At 30.4% G+C, this 19,815-nt stretch carries 19 protein-coding genes; 6 read left to right on the forward strand and 13 right to left on the reverse strand.

The window, feature by feature from the left end:
* A partial coding sequence (locus G4L40_RS07725; protein ID WP_166236631.1) for a T9SS type A sorting domain-containing protein occupies positions 1 to 845 on the forward strand: 845 nt, incomplete at its 5' end.
* A 68-nt stretch (positions 846 to 913) separates the two neighbouring features.
* Positions 914 to 1,405: a GNAT family N-acetyltransferase gene (locus tag G4L40_RS07730; RefSeq protein WP_166236632.1), complete on the forward strand. Its 492-nt coding sequence runs from the start codon at positions 914 to 916 to the stop codon at positions 1,403 to 1,405.
* 8 nt (positions 1,406 to 1,413) lie between these two features.
* On the opposite strand, the gene G4L40_RS07735 is transcribed toward G4L40_RS07730, so the two are convergent.
* From G4L40_RS07735 to G4L40_RS07750, 4 genes are all read right to left on the reverse strand, one after another.
* Positions 1,414 to 2,043 (reverse strand): class I SAM-dependent methyltransferase, encoded by a 630-nt coding sequence (locus G4L40_RS07735; RefSeq protein WP_166236633.1) that lies wholly within the window; start codon positions 2,041 to 2,043, stop codon positions 1,414 to 1,416.
* A gap of 24 nt (positions 2,044 to 2,067) precedes the next feature.
* Complete coding sequence (rluF, locus tag G4L40_RS07740) at positions 2,068 to 2,856, reverse strand: 23S rRNA pseudouridine(2604) synthase RluF (RefSeq protein ID WP_166236634.1); 789 nt, start codon at positions 2,854 to 2,856, stop codon at positions 2,068 to 2,070.
* A 144-nt stretch (positions 2,857 to 3,000) separates the two neighbouring features.
* The gene (locus G4L40_RS07745; RefSeq protein ID WP_166236635.1) at positions 3,001 to 3,780 is read right to left on the reverse strand and encodes a zinc ribbon domain-containing protein; all 780 of its coding nucleotides are present in this window, start codon (positions 3,778 to 3,780) and stop codon (positions 3,001 to 3,003) included.
* Between the two features lie 2 nt (positions 3,781 to 3,782).
* Positions 3,783 to 4,877 (reverse strand): Nif3-like dinuclear metal center hexameric protein, encoded by a 1,095-nt coding sequence (locus tag G4L40_RS07750; protein WP_166236636.1) that lies wholly within the window; start codon positions 4,875 to 4,877, stop codon positions 3,783 to 3,785.
* 103 nt (positions 4,878 to 4,980) lie between these two features.
* On the opposite strand from G4L40_RS07750, the gene lpxK reads away from it, so the two are divergent.
* Positions 4,981 to 5,997 (forward strand): tetraacyldisaccharide 4'-kinase, encoded by a 1,017-nt coding sequence (gene lpxK / locus G4L40_RS07755; RefSeq protein ID WP_166236637.1) that lies wholly within the window; start codon positions 4,981 to 4,983, stop codon positions 5,995 to 5,997.
* Positions 5,969 to 6,781 (forward strand): purine-nucleoside phosphorylase, encoded by an 813-nt coding sequence (locus G4L40_RS07760; protein WP_166236638.1) that lies wholly within the window; start codon positions 5,969 to 5,971, stop codon positions 6,779 to 6,781. The genes lpxK and G4L40_RS07760 overlap by 29 nt, the downstream gene beginning before the upstream one ends.
* Here G4L40_RS07760 and G4L40_RS07765 read toward each other — a convergent pair.
* The 8 genes from G4L40_RS07765 to recF all read right to left on the reverse strand — a co-directional run bounded on the left by G4L40_RS07765 (position 6,756) and on the right by recF (position 15,884).
* Complete coding sequence (locus G4L40_RS07765) at positions 6,756 to 8,930, reverse strand: tetratricopeptide repeat-containing hybrid sensor histidine kinase/response regulator (RefSeq protein ID WP_207785349.1); 2,175 nt, start codon at positions 8,928 to 8,930, stop codon at positions 6,756 to 6,758. The genes G4L40_RS07760 and G4L40_RS07765 overlap by 26 nt on opposite strands.
* Positions 8,931 to 9,019: 89 nt before the next feature.
* Positions 9,020 to 10,030 carry a type I glyceraldehyde-3-phosphate dehydrogenase gene (gene gap, locus G4L40_RS07770; RefSeq protein WP_166236639.1) on the reverse strand — a complete coding sequence of 337 codons (1,011 nt, stop codon included), beginning with the start codon at positions 10,028 to 10,030 and terminating at the stop codon, positions 9,020 to 9,022.
* A gap of 66 nt (positions 10,031 to 10,096) precedes the next feature.
* The gene (gene lipA / locus G4L40_RS07775) at positions 10,097 to 10,969 is read right to left on the reverse strand and encodes a lipoyl synthase (protein WP_166236640.1); all 873 of its coding nucleotides are present in this window, start codon (positions 10,967 to 10,969) and stop codon (positions 10,097 to 10,099) included.
* 145 nt (positions 10,970 to 11,114) lie between these two features.
* Entirely contained in the window at positions 11,115 to 11,918 is an 804-nt protein-coding gene (locus G4L40_RS07780) for an energy transducer TonB (protein WP_166236641.1), read from the reverse strand.
* A 113-nt stretch (positions 11,919 to 12,031) separates the two neighbouring features.
* Positions 12,032 to 12,598 carry an RNA polymerase sigma factor gene (locus G4L40_RS07785; protein WP_166236642.1) on the reverse strand — a complete coding sequence of 189 codons (567 nt, stop codon included), beginning with the start codon at positions 12,596 to 12,598 and terminating at the stop codon, positions 12,032 to 12,034.
* Entirely contained in the window at positions 12,589 to 13,695 is a 1,107-nt protein-coding gene (locus G4L40_RS07790) for a glycosyltransferase (RefSeq protein WP_166236643.1), read from the reverse strand. The genes G4L40_RS07785 and G4L40_RS07790 overlap by 10 nt, the downstream gene beginning before the upstream one ends.
* A 65-nt stretch (positions 13,696 to 13,760) precedes the next feature.
* The gene (gene murB, locus G4L40_RS07795; protein ID WP_166236644.1) at positions 13,761 to 14,768 is read right to left on the reverse strand and encodes a UDP-N-acetylmuramate dehydrogenase; all 1,008 of its coding nucleotides are present in this window, start codon (positions 14,766 to 14,768) and stop codon (positions 13,761 to 13,763) included.
* A gap of 36 nt (positions 14,769 to 14,804) precedes the next feature.
* Positions 14,805 to 15,884: a DNA replication/repair protein RecF gene (recF, locus tag G4L40_RS07800; RefSeq protein WP_166236645.1), complete on the reverse strand. Its 1,080-nt coding sequence runs from the start codon at positions 15,882 to 15,884 to the stop codon at positions 14,805 to 14,807.
* Between the two features lie 135 nt (positions 15,885 to 16,019).
* Here recF and G4L40_RS07805 point away from each other — a divergent pair, with 135 nt between their 5' ends.
* Both G4L40_RS07805 and ribH read left to right on the forward strand, forming a co-directional pair.
* The gene (locus G4L40_RS07805) at positions 16,020 to 16,799 is read left to right on the forward strand and encodes a tetratricopeptide repeat protein (protein WP_166236646.1); all 780 of its coding nucleotides are present in this window, start codon (positions 16,020 to 16,022) and stop codon (positions 16,797 to 16,799) included.
* A gap of 2 nt (positions 16,800 to 16,801) precedes the next feature.
* A complete protein-coding gene (gene ribH / locus G4L40_RS07810; RefSeq protein ID WP_166236647.1) occupies positions 16,802 to 17,287 on the forward strand; it encodes a 6,7-dimethyl-8-ribityllumazine synthase in 486 nt (161 codons plus the stop codon).
* A 52-nt stretch (positions 17,288 to 17,339) separates the two neighbouring features.
* Here ribH and G4L40_RS07815 read toward each other — a convergent pair whose 3' ends face one another.
* A complete protein-coding gene (locus G4L40_RS07815) occupies positions 17,340 to 19,805 on the reverse strand; it encodes a DUF5686 and carboxypeptidase regulatory-like domain-containing protein (RefSeq protein WP_166236648.1) in 2,466 nt (821 codons plus the stop codon).
* Positions 19,806 to 19,815 lie beyond the last annotated feature (10 nt).

The following is a 19,815-nucleotide window of genomic DNA, read 5'->3' on the forward strand; positions in this document are numbered from 1 at the left end:
ATAGTTATGTTTGGGCGGTTGATGGAGCTACTTATACTGCATCAGGAACTTATACTAACGTAGTTGGATGTCATACAGAAACATTAAACTTAACAATTACGCCAAGTACATCAAACAGTACAACAGCGTCAGCATGTGATAGTTATGTTTGGGCGGTTGATGGAGCTACTTATACTGCATCAGGAACTTATACTAACGTAGTTGGATGTCATACAGAAACATTAAACTTAACAATTACGCCAAGTACATCAAACAGTACAACAGCATCAGCATGTGATAGTTATGTTTGGGCAGTTGATGGAGCTACTTATACTGCATCAGGAACTTATACTAACGTAGTTGGATGTCATACAGAAACATTAAACTTAACAATCAACCCATTACCAAATAATGCTACAACTCAATCAGGAGACACATTAACAGCTACTGAAACTGGAGCAACTTATCAATGGGTTCTTTGTGATGGATCATTTACACCAATCAGTGGTGCTGTAGGTCAATCTTACTTAGTGACTGCAATTGGAAGTTATGCAGTTGAAGTTACAAGTGCTAATGGATGTATGTTAAGAAGTACATGTATTAATGTTACAACTTTAAGTGGAAATACTTTCGACTTAACGAATTTAACTTATTATCCAAATCCAGTTGTTGATTTCTTTACAATTAAATACAATAAAGAAATTCAATCAATCAATGTTTTTGATTTAAGCGGAAGATTAGTACGACAATTAAATCCTAAGCAATTAGAAGCACAGGTTGATATGTCTGAATTAGCAGCAGCAATGTATATTGTTAAAGTTGATGCAGATGGAAAACAAACTGAGATTAAAGTAATTAAAAAATAATTTTAGTTTATTAATAAAAAAAGGGTCAATCTTTATAGGTTGACCCTTTTTGTTTTTATTTTAGCAGTATGAAAATAGTACCACTCAAAAAAGAACAACTTCATATTGTAGCACAATTAGCTTACGAAATTTGGCCCAAAGCTTATGGAGAAATTCTTTCACCTACACAACTGCAATATATGTTAAAGCAGTTTTATAGCCTCGATGCATTAGAAATTCAAATCCAAAATGGGCAATATTTTTTACTTCTCAAAGATGCAGAAAAAGCGATTGGTTTTTTATCCTATGAATTGAATTGTTACGGAACTGGCAACTTAAAAATCCATAAAATATACATATTGCCCACAGAGCAAGGCAAAGGCTTGGGTAAATTATTAATAGATAAAGCTATTGAAATTGCAACAGCACACCAACAAAAAGCTGTTTTTTTAAACGTAAATAAATACAATAAAGCTCGCTTTTTTTATGAAAAGTTAGGTTTTACTATAATAAAAGATGAAGTTATTGATATTGGAAATGGTTATGTGATGGATGATTATGTGATGGAAATACTACTATAAAGAGATGATTATTTTTTTACAATTAATATTGTATGCAATTCCTTCTTATCTTTTGATCTTTTGTATTCAGTTTTTAATGTAAATTGTTCAGTAAATCCTGATTTAGAGAATTGATTTTTTAATTCAATTAGGTCATGAAAATAAAAATAAGTTCGGTTACCAGTTGAAGAAGTTTGAAAATCGGATTTCTTGGGATCGCCTTCAATGAAACTTATGTATAAAAGCCCATTTTCATTTAGTAAATCAGAACAGGTTGTAATTAAATTTTTGCAATCATTTTGAGATAAATAAGGCAAACAAAAACCACAAATAATACCGTCAAAATTTGATTGAATCTGGTTGCTATTTCTGATATCTAAAACGTTAAATCGAGCTGTTGGATTATTTTTTTCAGCTAGTTTAATCATATTAGGAGAAATATCAATTCCCAAAATATCAAAATCAGGACGTTTCGATAAAAGATATTTAGTAATATTACCTGGTCCGCAGCCTAAGTCTAAAATTTTGGCGTTATCTTTCAGAATTGAATTACAAATGAAATCATATGTTTCGTTGTACAAATCTAAATCCATAAATTTTTCTTGGTATAGATAAGCTACTTTGTCCCAAGTTTCAAATGTTTCTTCGTATTTGTCCATTTACTCAATATGCTAAATAATAATTTATCGATTCCTCTCCCCATAATTTCTCTTTCCAGTAAACTTACCTTTATTGCTTGGTAAGCTTGCTTCTTCAGTTTTACTAGAAGGCGCTATTAATTGGTTCAATTCAGCAATTTCAGCATCGGTTAAGTTTCGGTATTTGCCTTCTGGTACATCTAAGGAAATATTTATAATACGGGTACGTTTTAAAGCCGTTACTTCATAATCTAAATATTCGCACATTCTGCGAATTTGACGGTTTAAGCCTTGCGTTAATATAATTCGGAAAACGTATTTGCTAATTTGTTCTACTTTACATTTTTTGGTAATCGTTTCCAAAATCGGAATTCCGTTTGACATTCTATCAATAAATCTATCCGTAATTGGTTTGTTTACCGTTACAATGTATTCTTTTTCGTGATTGTTTCTCGCACGAAGAATTTTGTTTACAATATCGCCATCATTCGTCATAAAAATCAATCCTTCACTGGCTTTGTCTAATCGACCTATAGGAAAAATACGCTCTGGATATTTTATAAAATCTATAATGTTATCTCTTACGTCCAAATTTGTTGTACATTCAATACCCGCGGGTTTATTAAAGGCTAAATAAATAGGTTTTTCTTTACGTTCCTGAATCAATTTTCCGTTTACGCGTACTTCGTCACTTGGTGTAACTTTTGTACCCATTTCTGGTATTTTTCCGTTAATTGTAACTCTTCCTTGCTCAATCAAACGATCGGCTTCTCTGCGAGAACAAAAACCAGTTTCTGATAAAAATTTATTGATTCGGGTTGCATTTTCTTCCATGAAGCAAAGATAGGTTTTTTAGTGAAAAGTGAAAAGTGATTAGTGAATAGTAATTTGATAGTTATGATGACTATTCTTCTTTGCGGTTAGAAACAAAAAAAGCCCTTTTAAAAAAAGGACTTTCATTTATTATTTTGGAATCAATTAGATGGTAGCAAATAATTTTTCCATTTTTTCTTTTTCTTCGTCAGCTAAAACACCGTCTACTAAAATTCTTCCACTGTGCTCATCTGTAATAATTTTTTTACGAGCTGCAATTTCCATTTGTGTTTGTGGTGGAATTGTAAAGAAAGAACCTGCAGATGCACCACGTTCAATAGAAACAACAGCTAAACCATTTCTAACACTGTTTCTAATTCTGTCGTATGCTGCAATTAAACGCTCTTCAATTTGACCTCTTAATTCTTCTGATTTACCTAATAAGAAGTTTTCTTCTTTTTCAGTTTCAGCCATAATGTCGCTTAATTCAGCTTTCTTATGTTTTAAATGCGTTTGTTTTCCTTCTAATTTTTCTTTAGTTTGAGCAATTACTTCTTTTCTGTGCTCAATAGAAGCTTTCATTTCTTTAATGTGTTTTTCAGCCAATTGAATTTCTAATTCCTGAAATTCCACTTCTTTAGTTAAAGAGTTGAATTCTCTATTATTGCGAACATTTTTTTGTTGTTCTAAATATTTTTTAATGGCAGCTTTGTGCTCGTCAATTGCGTTTTTCTTTTCTTTGATTTGATCATCAATAGTTTCTAAATCGCTTTTTAACTTGTCTAAACGAGTAGAAAGTCCTGCTACTTCATCTTCTAAATCTTCTACTTCAAGAGGCAATTCTCCTCTAACATTTCTTATTTCGTCAATTTTAGAATCAACTAGTTGTAAAGCATAAAGGGCTCTTAACTTATCTTCTACGCTTATCTCTTTGATTGTTGCCATATTTAAAAGTACTTAACTGGATTTGTATTTTCTTCTGATAAAATGATTGCAAAATTAGTGATTTTTTCTTTAAGAAAATCAACAATATAATTTTTTGTAAATTTTTCGCTTTCAAAGTGGCCAATATCGGCTAAAAGTAACTGATTTTCAGCTTCATAAAATTGATGATATTTTAAGTCTGCTGTTAGGTAAGCGTCTGCTCCTGAGTTGATTGCGTTTTTAATTGCAAAACTGCCGCTACCACCTAAAACGGCTACTTTTTTTATTGATTTTCCTATAAAAATTGAATGCCTAATGCCTTCACATTGTAATTTCTCTTTTACCAATTGTAAAAATTCGGTTTCAGAAAGTAGATTTTCGAATTCACCAATTCTTCCTAAACCAATATTTTGGTGTTTATTTTCTATATTGTAAATCTCATAAGCGACTTCTTCATAAACATGATTTTTGAACAAAGCACTCAAAATTTTATTTTGTAAATGTTTTTCAAATGTAACTTCGATTTTTATTTCTTGTGTTTCAACAAATTCAAATCGTTCACCAAATTCAGGATTAGAATTTTCATTTCCCATATAGGTTCCAAATCCTTGCGAATTAAAACTGCAATCTTCATAATTGCCAATTTTTCCTGCTCCAGCATCGAATAAAGCGTTTCGCAATTTTTCAACATTTTCAGGAATGGTATAAGTAACTAATTTCTGAATGTAATTTTCTTTTGGAATTAAGACTTTTGAGTGTTTCAATCCTAAAGCGTCACAGAAAATTTTATTTACACCATTTTGATGATTGTCTAATGCGGTATGAACAGCATAAATGGCAATATCATTTTTAATCGCTTTTAAAATTGAGCGTTCCACATAATTTTTCCCCGTAATTTTCTTAATTCCCGAAAATAAAATAGGGTGGAAGCAAACGACCAAATTACATTTTTTAGTTACAGCTTCATCAATAACTGATTCCAAAGCATCATGGCAAACTAAAATTCCATTGATTTCTTGATTTGGATTTCCAACTAAGAGTCCAACATTGTCAAAATCTTCGGCATAGCCCAGCGGCGCCATTTCTTCAAGAACAGAAAGTATATTGGAAAGTTTCATCTTTTTTAAATTTGATTACACAAAATAACGAAATACAGCTTACAAATGAAATGATAAATCACATAAACTTTATTATAAAGATAAAATATTATACTTTCGTAGTATGATTTTGTTACGAAAAATACTTTTCCCGTTAGCCATTTTGTATTGGCTTATTACATATATCCGAAATTGGCTTTACGATAAAGGCATTTTCAAAAGTCATTCTTTTGATATTCCAATTATAGCTGTTGGAAATTTAAGTGTAGGTGGAACTGGAAAAACACCACAAATTGAATATTTAATCCGATTACTTTCAGAAAATTATAAAGTAGCTGTTTTGAGTCGTGGTTACAAGCGAACTTCAGAAGGATTTATTTTAGCAGACAAAAACGCAACTGCTAGTTTAATAGGAGATGAACCTTATCAGTTTTATTCTAAATTTTCAAACATTCAAGTTGCTGTTGATGCTAATCGTAAAAATGGAATAGAGAATTTATTACAACTTTCAAACAAACCGGATGTTGTTCTATTAGACGACGCTTATCAGCACAGAAAAGTAAAAGCAGGGTTTTATATTTTGCTGACAGCTTATGATGATTTGTTTAGTGATGACTATATTTTACCTTTTGGAAATTTACGTGAACCATCTTCTGGAAAAAAACGAGCTGATATGATAATTGTCACCAAATGTCCAAATGATTTATCCGAACTTGCGCAGTTGGAAATTAGAAAAAAATTAAATAGCAAACAGCCTGTCTATTTTTCTTCTATACAATATGATGATTTTGTTTTTGGAGCTCATAGTCAAATGTTAGTTTCGGAAGTTCAATCAGAAAGTAAAGTATTGGTTGCTGGAATTGCAAAACCTAAATTGTTTTTTGATTTTTTAAAAAATGAGAATGATGTAACATTGGTATTCCCAGATCATCATCATTTTTCAAAGCAAGATTGTGAGCAAATTTTGGCAAAAGCAAATGGTAGAAAAATAATTACAACAGAGAAAGATTTTGTTCGCTTAAACGGATTATTGCCTCAAGAGCAATTGTTCTATTTGCCAATAAAATCAGTATTTTTAAATAGTATGAACATTGATAAAACGATAAAAGATTATGTGGGACAAAGTACAAGAAACCGTTAATTATATTAAGAATAAAACCAATTTTTCACCAGAATATGGGGTGATTTTAGGTTCAGGATTAGGAGGATTTACTGAAGATATTACAATTGAGCATATATTGACATATACAGAAATTCCTAATTTTCCTGTTTCTACAGTTCAAGGACATAAAGGTGCATTGGTTTTTGGAACCATTCAAGGGAAAAAAGTAGTGGCGATGCAAGGACGTTTTCATTTTTATGAAGGTTACGACATGAAACAGGTAACGTTTCCTGTTCGTGTAATGAAATATTTAGGAGTTGAAAAACTAATTGTTTCTAATGCTTCGGGTGGTGTAAATCCTTCGTATAAAGTAGGTGATGTTGCAGTAATTACAGATCACATCAACATGATGCCTGAGCATCCATTAAGAGGTCATAATGATGAGCGTTTTGGACCAAGATTCGTCAACATGAGCGAACCGTATTCAAAAGCCATGAATGCAAAAGCATTTGAATTAGCCAAAGAATTGAATATCGATTTGAAAAAAGGAATTTATTTAGGCTTACAAGGACCAACATTTGAAACCCTTGCCGAATATAAAATGGTAAAGGCTTTAGGAGCAGATTGTGTAGGAATGTCAACAGTTCCAGAAGTTATAGTTGCTCGTCATATGAATATGGAATGCTTTGGTATTTCAGTAATTACAGATATGGGGGATGAGGAAAATATTGATGAAGTAAACCATGATGAGGTTTTAGAAGCTGCTAAGAAAGCAGAACCACATGTAAGAAACTTGATTAAGAATTTGATAGTTCAGTATTAGTTAAATAGTCTATTACTACATTATAAAAATGCTCTGGTTCAAATGGTTTTGTAATTACTTCATTCATGCCAAAGGACAAGAGCATTTCTTTATTTTCATTTAAAGAAATTGCAGTTAGCGCTACAATTGGAGTTGTAGTATTAAATTTTCTTATTTCTGTTGTAGCTTCCGTTCCATTGATTCCAGGTAAGTGTACATCCATTAAAATAAGATCGTAATGATTTGTTTTAGCGTTTTCAATTGCTTCTTCTCCGTTGTCAATAATGATACACGAAATGCCTTTTTTCTCTAGCATTTTTTGCGTAATCATTTGATTGATTTTATTGTCTTCAACTAAAAGAACAATTTTCTCAGTTAAATTTTTAATCGTTGGTTTTACTTCAGGTTTTATTTCGCTTTTTACTCCTTTTTCAAATTCTAGTTCAAATGAAAAAGTACTTCCTTTTCCACTTTCGCTTTTTAAATGAATAGTACTTCCCATCAGTTCAAGAATTTTTTTAACAATTGAAAGTCCAAGTCCTGTGCCTCCATAGGTGCGATTGATTTCAACTGATCCTTGACTAAAACTGTCAAATATAGCGTCTTGTTTGTCTAAAGGAATTCCTATACCATTATCTTTAATTTCAAAATATAATTTAATCACATTTGAATCTTCATGTTGCTTTTTAATTGTAAACCACACGTCACCATTTTTACTAAATTTAATGGCGTTGTTTAATAAATTAATGACAATTTGAGAAAGTTTTGTTGGGTCTCCTTTTAAGTTTGTGGTAATAGATTCGTCAATTTTTAAATGACATTTTATGTTGTTTTCATGTATGAATTCTTTGAATGAAATAGTGATATTCTCGATTAACTCTTTTAGGTTGAAATTGATTTTTTCAACAATAACTTTGTCAGATTCTAATCGATTTATCTCTAAAATATCGTTGATAAAATTTAGCAAGTAATTACCAGAAAACTCTAATGATTTTAGATAATTTAATTGACTCGCTTTTGGTTTTTCTTGGAGCAATAAATAAGTAATACCATTAATGGCATTCAAAGGAGTTCTCAATTCATGACTTACAGTTGATAGGAAATCGGCTCTAGCTTTTGAAGCTAATTCGGCTCTTTCTTTTTCAATGGTAAGTTCTTTGTTTTTGTCTTTTAATAATTTGTTTGTACTTGTTCTTATTTTATTGTTTTTGTAAAGCGATAAACTCAATAACGACAAAATAGATATAAGTGCAATACTTAGGATACTTATTAATTTTGAGAAGCGCAATGTTTTTTGTTGGCTTTTTTTGTCTTTGTCAAGTTGTTCAATTGTTCTGAGTTGCTCATCAAATTGAATTTTATTAATCATATTTTCGGATTCATAACTGTAAAGATGACTACTAATTGAATCTGTTAAATGAGTGTATTTTTTTAAGTATAATAAAGATTGATTGGTATTGTTTGTTTTTTCGTATGCAATACTCAACTGTTTTAATATTCTCTTAGTTAGTTCAAAATCAGTTTTGTTTGAACTATTTGTGGTGTTGGCTAAATTAAAATAATTTATAGCAGCTGAATATCTTTTTTGAATAAGCTCAATTTCTCCTAATTGAATGTAAGCTTCTGTTTTTGTGGTTAAAAAAGTGTCGTCTGTTAGATTTTCAATTACAGATTTTAGCGTTTCTGTTGCAGCAATGTAATTTTTTTTCTCTTTTTTAATGATCCCTTTTTGAAGATTGATTAACTCAATTGCTTCTAAAAAATTTAATTCTTCATATAAAGAAGCTGCTTTTTCAAAATAAATTTCAGCTACCTGAATATTATCTTTTTTCAAGTAGCATTTTCCAAGGCCATAATAAGATAGCGCTAAATTTGTTTTAGGTTCTTTTTTGTTAAAAAGATTTACTGCTCTTATGAAATAATCAATAGCTAAATCATTTTTTTCTAGATCATAATAAATATTACCGAGTTGCAAATAACAATCTGCAAGTTTATTGTTTAGACTGTTTTTTTTAGCATATTCAATTGCTTTTTCGGTAAATAAAATCGCTTTATTGTAAGATTTTTTGTCTTCTTTATTGAATAATCCAATCTCTAAGTAGTAATCTGTACTATCACTAATTTTTGCAGCATCATTATACACTTGGGAGTAACCTATAGAGGTTGCCAATAGTAAATATGTGATAAATTGCTTAATCAATTGGTTAGAGATTATTTTTTAACCCTGCAATTTAAGTTTTTTACAGCTAAAAAAAAACTTTATTTTTTTGAAATATAGGATACCAAGTTTATTAGTCTAGATGAATAACCAATTTCATTATCATACCATCCAACAATTTTCACCATTTTATCAATTACTGATGTAAGCTGAGCATCAAATAAACATGAATTTTGATTGCCAATAATATCAACAGAAACTATAGGATCTTCTGTGTAATCTAGAATTCCTTTTAGATTTGTTTCGGCTGCTTTTTTGAATGCTTGATTTATTTCTTCTATTGAAACTTGTCGTTTTACATTAAAAGTAATATCTGTTAGTGAGCCATCAGGAACTGGAACACGAATGCCACAACCTCCAATTTTACCTTCTAATTCAGGGAAAATTTTTGTTAGTGCTTTTGCTGCACCCGTTGTTGTGGGAACTATAGATTGTGAAGCGCCTCTTGCTCTTCGCAAATCTTTATGAGGTTGATCGTGTAAACTTTGGTCGGTGGTGTAGGAGTGAACAGTAGTAATATATGCTTGTTCAATTTCGCACAATTCTTGAATGATTTTAATCATTGGTGCTGCATTATTAGTAGTGCAACTTGCATTTGAGATTATTGTTTCATTTCCATCTAAAATATGCTCATTGACACCTAGAACAACTGTTTTAATTTCGTCAACTTCTGATGGAGCAGAAAGAATCACTTTTTTTGCTCCAGCTAAGATGTGCTGATTAATTTCTTCAAACGACTTGAATTTCCCAGTAGATTCAATTACAATATCTACGTTTAATGATTTCCAATCTAAATTTTTAATTTCTTTTTCATGAAAAAATAAATACGCTTTTTTATTAATTAAAATTGAATCATCTGAAAACGAAACTTCTTGATTTAAAACACCATGAATGCTATCATATTTAATCAAATGTGCCATTGTTTTATTGTCTGCAATATCATTTATGGCAACTACTTCAATTGTAGGATGATTTAAAAGCAATCGAAACAAGTTACGTCCAATTCTTCCAAAACCATTAATGGCAATTTTTATTTTTGTTTCAGGTTTCAAGTTTTATTTGTTTCAGATTTTTATTTGGAATTCAATTTGCTAATTACTTGTCACTAATCACTGAAATTAATGAATATGTTTCTCTGCATGATAAGATGAACGAACCAAAGCACCACTTTCTACATGTCTAAAACCTAACTCTTTGCCTATTTTTTCATATTTTGCAAATTGTTCTGGAGTGATAAATTCTTTAACAGGTAAATGTTTTTTACTTGGTTGTAAATATTGGCCAATAGTAACAATATCAACTTTTGCAGCTGCTAAATCATGTAAAACTTGAATTACCTCTTCTTCTGTTTCACCTAATCCAAGCATAATTCCCGATTTTGTTCTTTTGATACCTTGCTCTTTTAAATAGCGAAGTACTTCTAAGCTTTTCTCGTATTTTGCTTGAATGCGAACCTCACGAGTTAATCTTTTTACAGTTTCCATGTTATGAGAAACCACTTCTGGATTTGCTTCAATAATTCTATCTAAATTTCTAGTATTTCCTTGAAAGTCAGGTATAAGAGTTTCCAAAGTTGTGTTTGGATTCATTCTTCGAATTGCTTTTACTGTTTCTGCCCAAATAATCGAACCCATGTCTTTCAAGTCGTCTCTGTCAACACTCGTAATTACAGCATGTTTAATGTTCATTAGTTTTATTGAACGAGCTACTTTTTCAGGCTCATCCCAATCTACAGTTTCAGGGCGACCAGTTTTTACACCACAAAAGCCACATGAGCGTGTGCAAATATTTCCTAAAATCATAAAGGTAGCAGTTCCTTCTCCCCAGCATTCGCCCATGTTTGGACAACTACCTGAAGTACAAATTGTGTTCAATTTATATTTGTCTACCAATCCTCTAAGTTCAGTGTATTTTTTACCAGTAGGCAATTTTACTCTTAACCATTTAGGTTTTGGAGTTGGTGGTAAAACTGATTCTAAAACAGTATTCATAATCTAAATTTTGAAAAGCAAAGATACGACATCAAATTTAGAATTTAGAAGTATGAATTTAGAAAAAATAATAACATTAATAAAGTTTTGTGATTTGTTTTACATTTTAATGCAAATAAAAAAAAGCTACCGAAGTAGCTTTTAATTATTCAGGTTGAATTACAATAGGCAGTGTGTAAGCAGTTCTTACCGGATTTCCATTTTTAATTCCAGGTGTCCATTTTGTTTTTAACGATTTTAAAACACGAATTGCTTCTTTGTCTAAGCCATATCCGGGATTTTGTACAACTTTAATATCTGTTAATGTTCCATTTTTTTCAATTATAAATGAAACCATAATGCGTACCGGTTTTGAAAATTCTGTTTCTGGTTTTTCAAATTTGTTTCCAACATATTCGTAAAATTTGTCAATTCCACCAGGAAAAGTTGGTTGTTTGTCTAAAAGTGCTGAAATCATTGGTCCTGGGTCAACAGGTGGATTGATTACAACGCCAGTTGATCCTCCATTGCTAGGAATAATACCTGTTCCGTTTCCTTCGCCAGTTGTTGCAGGAGTATATGTAGCTTGGCTATTTGTTGGTACATTTACAGATGCTTCAGTAGGAGCAACAACCATATTAGTTAGATTAGTTGGTGTTACATCTTGTTGAGCAGCAACTTCTTGTTGAGGCTTTACTTCAGGCAACACTACATCTGGCTCAAGGTCAATTGAAGTTATGACTATTGGGTCATCAATAGTTGGCGTGCTTGGGATAATATCTGGTGTGCTGAATTTTCCTTGAATTACAAAAACAGCTACAATTGTGCTTATAAATGCTAATCCACTAAATAAAGCCATTAGTGTTGTTCTAGGATTTTCTTGACGCAATTGATATGCACCGTATTCTTTGTTTTTACCTTCAAAAACCAAATCAATCCATTTCTTCTCATAGATACTTACATTTTTCATAATTGTTATTTTTAAATTGTTAAGTATATATGTTTCATAAGCTAAATAATTACACTATTTTAACATATAACATAAATTATATATAAAATATTGTGCCAAAAGTTAAAAAAAAATTAATTTTTTTCTTGAATAATTTCGGATAGTAATTTTTTAGCTCGTAAAAGCTTGATTTTGATATTGTTAAGTGGTTCTTCGAGTTGGTCGGCCATTTCTTGATACGTCATTTCTTGAAAGTAGCGCATTTGAATTACTTCTTGGTAAGCGGGTTTTAGCTTTTTTATATATTGAAGTAATTGAGCTAAGTTTTGCTCAATAATTAGTTCGTCTTCTGCAGATGCAGATTCGTCTGCTACACGATAAGCTTGTTGGTCTTCTTCGTCAGTAATGTCTACAAAAAGCGAAGATTTCTTTTTGCGAAGCATGTCGATATGGACGTTTTTGGCAATGGCAATTAGCCAAGTGTTAAAACCATATTCGGGATTATAAGTTGCAATTTTGTCAAATGCTTTTGCAAAGGTTTCGATTACGATATCGTCTGTATCTGTTTCGTTTTCAGTGCGTTTTAGCATAAATCCGTATACTTCATTCCAAAAAAAATCTAATAGAAATGTGAAAGCAACTTGGTCTCCCTTTTTTGCTTTTTCGATGTTTTTTTGAATAAGTACTGAATTTACTTCCAATGGACAGGTTTTGAAATTAAATTTCTAAAAAATACATTTAGTTGTGTAAAAGTAAGAATTAATTCGATGATTGGATACCAATACATTACATCTTTTTCTTTTAGTTTAGCAGCTGCATATCCAAGCGATATCCAAGTAAATAAATATCTGAACAATAGTATTCCTAAAACTATCATCCATTGAAATTGAAAAGCAAGTAAAACAATTGCTGTAATGAAAAACCAAAATTGAGAAAAAAAGAATAATCCTAGTTGGAATTTATCAAATCCTTTATAATGTTTAGCTGTGGTTGCATGCCTTCTTTTTTGATAAAACCAAGATTTAAAAGTGGTTTTAGGCTCTGAAAGTGTAAAGCTTTCAGGAGTAAATAATATCTCAGTGTTTTTATTCGTAGCAGCTTGATTAATAAATAAATCATCATCTCCTGAACGAATTTTCATATGATCCATAAAACCACGAACATTGAAAAACTCTTCTTTTTTATAAGCTAAATTTCTACCAACACCCATGTATGGGTTTCCTATTTTTGCCCAAGAAAAATATTGTGTAGCGGTTAGTAATGTTTCAAATCGAATAATTTTGTTTAAGAAAGAGTTCTTAATTTTTTCATAAGCTCCATATCCTAAAATTATGGTTTTCTCTTTAGAAAATTGACTCGAAATATGTAATAGCCAGTCATTAGAAGCTGGATAACAATCAGCATCTGTAAAAACTAAATATTCGTTTTTAGCAGCTTTTATTCCTAATGTTAATGCAAATTTTTTGTTGCCCCAAAATGCTTCGTTATTTTGAACTTTTACTAGTTTTACGTTTGTATATTGTTTCTCGTACATTTCAAAAAGTTCTAATGTTTCATCGCTAGAAGCATCGTCAATTAAAACAATTTCATAATCTGGATAGTTTTGAGAAACTAATAAAGGAAAATGTTTTTTGATGTTTTCTTCTTCGTTTTTAGCACAAACGATAATTGAAATGGGAAGTTTTTTAGGTTGTATAGTTTGTTTTTTTGCAAAAGAAAATCGCCCAAAAATAAACACGTAATACACTAATTGAATCAGTGTAATTCCTATGAAAACAAATAATAATATTAACAGCATATAACTAAAAATTGTGTCGATTTTAATATCGTGCAAAGGTAATTAATTAAAATAATTTTTAATAATTAAATAATGTTTACTTCAGCTTCAATAGCAATTCCAAATTTTTCTAAAATGGCTTGTTGGATTCTTTTTGAAAGCGCCACTATTTCAGCTCCAGTTGCAGTACCATAATTTACTAAAACTAAAGCTTGATTTTTATGAACACCAGCATCGCCAAAGCGTTTTCCTTTAAAACCAGCTTGTTCAATTAACCAACCCGCAGGGACTTTTACTTCAGATTCTGAAACAACATAATGTGGTATTTCGGGATGATGTGTTTTTGCTTTTTCATAAGCTTCTTTAGAAATAATAGGGTTTTTAAAAAAACTACCGCTATTTCCAAGTTCTCTAGGGTCTGGTAATTTGCTTTGACGAATAGCAATTACGGCATTACTCACATCTTTTAATGTAGGGTTTTTAATGTTTTGATGCTGTAATTCAGTTTCTATTGCACCATAAGTAGTAGAAACTTTATGATTTCTTTTGGTTAATTTGAAAGAAACCGACGTAATGATATATTGATTTTTTAATTCATTTTTAAACACACTTTCACGGTATTCAAATTTGCATTGTGCATTTGTGAAAGTTTCTATTTCTAATGTTTTTAGGTTTAAAGCTTCGCATGAAAACATCGTGTCTTTAATTTCCACACCATAAGCGCCTATGTTTTGAATAGGAGTAGTGCCTACATTTCCTGGAATCAAAGATAAATTTTCAATTCCACCTAAATTTTGAGCTATACACCAAAGTACAAATTCATGCCAATTTTCTCCAGCTTGAGCTTTTACAATGGCAAAATCATCGTTTTGTTCAACAATTTCTCTTCCTTTTAAATTAACATGAACTACTAATTTTTCTATGTTCTGGGTTAACAACATATTGCTTCCTCCGCCCAAAATAAAAATGTCATCACTTTGTGTCAACACATCTTTTAATTCTTCTATTGAACTTACAGAAACAAATTGATTTGCTTTGGCTTCAATACCAAAAGTATTATAATTTTTTAGAGAAAAATTGTTTTGAATATTCATGAGAATAATTTTTTTTCAAATGTACTATTATGAATTTTAAATTGGAAATATTTTATACGATTGATGTGTTTCTTTAATGATAAGTTCTGTTCGTTCTGCATGTGTGTCAGAGATGAAAATCTGCCCAAAAACAGCGTCGTTTACCATGGTAACAATCTTTTGAACACGCGTTTCGTCCAATTTATCAAAAATATCATCAAAAAGAAGAATTGGTAGTTCGCCACTTTGTTTTTTCATGAACTCAAATTGGGCTAATTTCAAAGCAATTAAAAATGATTTTTGTTGACCTTGCGATCCAAATTTTTTAATTGGAAAACCTTCAATTTCAAAAACCAAATCATCTTTGTGAATGCCAACGCTTGTGTATTGAATAATTCGGTCTTTTTGCAACGATTCTTCTAATAGTGTTGGTAAGTCTTTTTCAAACAATTGACTTTCATATTTCAAAGCTACTTTTTCATTTCCGCCAGAAATATTGGTATGGTGTTTTTCAAAAATGGGAATAAACGCTGCAAGAAATTGTTTTCTTTTTTCAAAGATTAATTGTCCAGCATTACTCAATTGTTCGTTATAAATAGATAAATTGTCTGCATCAAAAATTTGATTCAAGGCAAAATATTTCAATAGCGCATTGCGTTGAGCAAGTGTTTTTTGATATTGAATTAATAATTGTAGGTATGAATTGTCTAAAGTAGCAATAACACTATCAATAAATTTTCTTCGGGTTTCGCTTCCTTCAACTATTAAATCAACATCAGATGGAGAAATGATTACTAAAGGAATTAAGCCTAAATGTTCAGAAAGTTTTTCATACACTTTGCCGTTTCGCTTGATGGTCTTTTTTTGACCCTTTTTTAAACTACAAACAATTTTTTCTTCTTTGTTGTTTTTGTCTAATAAGGCATCAATTACAAAAAATTCCTCACCATGTTTAATGTTTTGAATGGCTAATGGATTAAAATAACTTTTTCCATAGGCCAAATGATAAATAGCATCTAAAATATTTGTTTTTCCAACGCCATTTTTTCCAACAAAACAATTGATTTTAGCATCAAAATCAAATTCAATTTGAGCTAAATTTTTGTAGTTAAGAAGAGATAATTGCTTTAAAAACACTTTAATGACACTTTAATTTATGGCTAAAAATAGGACTTTTTGCAAAAGTATATCGAATTTGTTAAAAATATCTACAAAAATGGTTTTTAATTTTAATAAAAATTATATTTTTGCACCTCATTAAATTTAATATAAATGGCAACATATAACAAAAGAGGATACAAAGCTCCAAAACCAGAAGAAGTTAAAGTTGAAAATGAGTTTGAAGAAGTAGTAGATGTAAGTGATAGTACTACAGCTGAGGTATTCGATACATTAGACAAAACAGCTTCTAGAACAGAAGACTGGGTAGCTAAAAACCAAAAATTAATTTTAGGTGTAGTTGGTGCTATTGCTATCGCAACTTTAGGATATGTTTTATATAACAAATATGTTGTTGAAGTTAAAGAAGAAAAAGCAACAAATCAAATTTTTCAATCGCAACAATATTTTCAACAAGCTGTTGATGCTACTGCAAAACCAGATTCATTATATAACTTGGCACTTAAAGGTGGTGAAGGAAAATTAGGTTTTATTGGAATTGCTGAAGAGTATGCAGGTACTGAAGCTGGAAATTTAGCTAACTATTATGCAGGTATGTCTTACTTGAATTTAGGTGACTACAAAAATGCAATTACTTATTTAGAAAATTTCAAATCTGACGATGCTATTTTAAAACCTTTAGCGCTTGGTGGAATTGGAGATGCTTTATCTGAAACAAATAAAGTTGATGATGCAATTTCATATTATAAAAAAGCAGCTGAGGCAAACGAAAATGATTTCACTACTCCGAGATTTTTATTTAAAGCGGCTCAATTACTAGTGCTTTCTGGTAAAAAAGCGGAAGCAAATAAATTATTTGTTGAGATTAAAGAAAAATATGAAACTTCTAAAGAAGGAATGAATATTGAAGCATTTATTGCGATGACTGAATAAGAATGGCAACAGAAAATAAAAATTTATCCAATTACGATAAAAACACAATCCCAAACGCGAAAGATTTTCGGTTTGGGATTGTTGTTTCAGAATGGAATGAACAAGTTACAGAAGGCTTGTTCAATGGAGCTTTTGCTACATTAACAGATTGTGGTGCTTTGCCAGAAAATATAATAAGATGGAATGTGCCAGGAAGTTTTGAATTAATTTTTGGTGCAAAACAAATGCATGAAAAATTAGATTTAGATTGCGTAATTGTTATTGGTTGTGTGGTCAAAGGAGAAACAATGCATTTTGAGTTTGTTTGTGAAGGCGTTACACAAGGAATAAAAGACATGAATGTAATATATGACATTCCAACTATTTTTTGTTTACTGACTGATAATAACATACAGCAATCAATCGATAGAAGTGGAGGTAAACACGGTAATAAAGGTGTTGAAGCTGCTATAGCTGCCATTAAAATGGTTGCATTGAACAGAAGCTAGTATTTTAAATAATAGATAAAAAAAACACTTCCATCTGGAAGTGTTTTTTTTATTAAAATTTTACACCAAACATAATTCCATCACCTTGAAAACCGTTTTGATAGCTTCGAACATAATCAATTCGTAAAAAGCGCAATTTGCCCCATCCAATATTATCAAAACCTACTGTAACTTCTTGATATGGTTTTCTGTCTGGAATATTTATTTGATGAAATCCGCCAATTAAATTCCATTGTAGTTTGTTTAATAGCGGAATTTTATTCATAATATATCCTTTGAAATTATGCTCAATATGTGTTTCAAAATAAGCATCATTTGTAGAATGACTATAATAAGGTAATAAATTAAATGAATTTAGTGAATTATTTAGCAAATTTACGTGAGTTTGATTGCCATTAAAATGCTTGTAATCGATGAAAGAGATGTTTTCTGCATTAAAGAATTTTCCAGCTTTAAAGCGTAATCCAAAATCTCCTTTGTTACCAATAGTTTTATTATAATCAACAGAAGCACTAATTAAGTCGTAATGATAATCATTATTAGTTGCGCCAAATGCTTTTTCATAATTGAAACTTAAAATCGGATAATCATCATTTTGAATATTAATTTTTCCGTCAGGGCGAGAAATATATTTTTGTCCAAATCGAATACGAGTTCCAATACTAGCTTTCATTATGTGATGTTTTTCAAATGGAGTTGAGGTATAATTAAATGGTTGCAACGGATCATTTGAAAAATAGGCATCATCATTTTTAATAAACGTATAATCTGTGTTGTTGAATAAAGCATGACGATTTTCATATAACATTTTTCCGGAAACATAAATACCATTAGTAACTTCACGTCCATAACTAATTTCTGCAAACTCTTTATTGTATAGTTTCATAAAGTTGTTTTTAAAGAAAAGAGTGCTAACCGAGTTGACTATATTACTAATAGGTTCATTTGAATTGAATTGATTAATACTGCTTCCACCTGCAATAGCTATGTATGCATTGTTTTTATTATTGAAACGATGATAGTATCTTCCGTTAACTCTTACTCTATCTTCTGCAAAACCATAGTTGAAAGTAGAACTGATATAGGTGTATTTTCCAGTTTCTTCATCCCATTTTCTAAATGAAAAACCACTGTCTAAATTCCAACCTTGAACAGTATTAAAACTTAAAGAACTCAAGTTGGTCATTCCTTGGTAATTAAAACTCCATTTTTTAAAGGTTTTCTTGTAAGTATATCCTGTAATAAGTTTGTGAATTTTAAATTTATTTCCTTTTGCATCAATTGAATCCAAATAAATTTCTGATTTTCTAACAGTTTGAATACTATCTTTTTTAACGTAATTTGTTGCTTCTTCTGTGGTTAATGGAACAGGTCTAAACTCATTCCAAAAACTTTCTTCTTTTTTGTTAGCATTATCTGCAAATGTGACAATTTCTTTTCCAAATGTTTTCTTTTCAAACGCATCTTTAAATATGTAATTACTAAAAACGTGTGTGAATTTTCCAGTAAATTTCATTCCAAATATACCTGCACTAAATTCTAAAGACTGTATGTTTTTTGCCCAAATTTTAGTAGATTCATTGTAGCTGAAATTTTGAGTCAATTTCATGTTTTCTAAAATGGGTTGTTGCATGCGATATCCTTTGATGTCTAAATCGATTCCATAGATTGCCCACGAATCTTCAACGATATAAATATAACCTTCAAAAACAGGCTCTTTATCACGTTTTGGAGTAACTTTAATTTTGTTGATTAATTGATTTTTGTCGTCAAGAAAGGAACTCTCTAATTTGAATTTGTAATAATTAAAAGCATTATTTGCAATTGGAGATACCATATTGATACCTAAATCAACATAGTTTTCATAAAAATCATAATTTGTGTTTAAAGCTGTGTTATAACTAAAACCATTATCATTTCCAGCTATTTTTGAAGCGATAATTTCCTCTTTTAAATTATCTGGTTTTTCAAATTTGATTTTAGAAACTGTTTCGGATTGATAAATGATTCCGCTTCTTGTTGAGTCTAGGTTTCCTTCAAAATCGCCAATTTCCATTCCCATAAATTTTTTAGGAATATCTTTAGCTCTAAAGATTCCTCTAGAATAAAAATCGGCTTCAAATTTATCAGTTCTTGCTGCATTTTTCTTTCTAGATGCGATGGATTTTCTAATTATTTCGTCTGCTGGATTTATACTTTGGTCAATGACAACCTCGTTTAATTGAAATTTTTCTTCCTCTAATACATTGTCAAATTGATATGGATATTGTGTAATGTTTAAAACATGTTTTTCTGTTTTGTAGCCCAAATATTGAAAAATAAGGGGTACATTTTTTTTCTCAAAATAATTTAATTCATAATTGCCTAATTCGTTTGTAGTTGTATTTATATAGGTGTTTTCAATATAAATGTTTACATAAGGCAATGGATTTCCATTAACATCTTTTACTGTTCCTTTTATTTGTGAAAAGGATAGAACTGAAAAAAAAATAGAGAAGGCAAGTACAATTTTATTCATAAGGGTTTAT

Origin of the sequence: Flavobacterium celericrescens (assembly GCF_011392075.1) — a bacterium.
Taxonomy (GTDB): Bacteria; Bacteroidota; Bacteroidia; order Flavobacteriales; family Flavobacteriaceae; genus Flavobacterium; species Flavobacterium celericrescens.

Bases quoted from the DNA above. Each gene is read 5' to 3' on its own strand.
- G4L40_RS07730 (WP_166236632.1), top strand. From the start codon at position 914: ATGAAAATAGTACCACTCAAAAAAGAACAACTTCATATTGTAGCACAA.
- G4L40_RS07735 (WP_166236633.1), bottom strand. From the start codon at position 2,043: ATGGACAAATACGAAGAAACATTTGAAACTTGGGACAAAGTAGCTTAT.
- rluF (WP_166236634.1), bottom strand. From the start codon at position 2,856: ATGGAAGAAAATGCAACCCGAATCAATAAATTTTTATCAGAAACTGGT.
- G4L40_RS07745 (WP_166236635.1), bottom strand. From the start codon at position 3,780: ATGGCAACAATCAAAGAGATAAGCGTAGAAGATAAGTTAAGAGCCCTT.
- G4L40_RS07750 (WP_166236636.1), bottom strand. From the start codon at position 4,877: ATGAAACTTTCCAATATACTTTCTGTTCTTGAAGAAATGGCGCCGCTG.
- lpxK (WP_166236637.1), top strand. From the start codon at position 4,981: ATGATTTTGTTACGAAAAATACTTTTCCCGTTAGCCATTTTGTATTGG.
- G4L40_RS07760 (WP_166236638.1), top strand. From the start codon at position 5,969: ATGTGGGACAAAGTACAAGAAACCGTTAATTATATTAAGAATAAAACC.
- lipA (WP_166236640.1), bottom strand. From the start codon at position 10,969: ATGAATACTGTTTTAGAATCAGTTTTACCACCAACTCCAAAACCTAAA.
- G4L40_RS07780 (WP_166236641.1), bottom strand. From the start codon at position 11,918: ATGAAAAATGTAAGTATCTATGAGAAGAAATGGATTGATTTGGTTTTT.
- G4L40_RS07790 (WP_166236643.1), bottom strand. From the start codon at position 13,695: ATGCTGTTAATATTATTATTTGTTTTCATAGGAATTACACTGATTCAA.
- murB (WP_166236644.1), bottom strand. From the start codon at position 14,768: ATGAATATTCAAAACAATTTTTCTCTAAAAAATTATAATACTTTTGGT.
- G4L40_RS07805 (WP_166236646.1), top strand. From the start codon at position 16,020: ATGGCAACATATAACAAAAGAGGATACAAAGCTCCAAAACCAGAAGAA.
- ribH (WP_166236647.1), top strand. From the start codon at position 16,802: ATGGCAACAGAAAATAAAAATTTATCCAATTACGATAAAAACACAATC.
- G4L40_RS07815 (WP_166236648.1), bottom strand. From the start codon at position 19,805: ATGAATAAAATTGTACTTGCCTTCTCTATTTTTTTTTCAGTTCTATCC.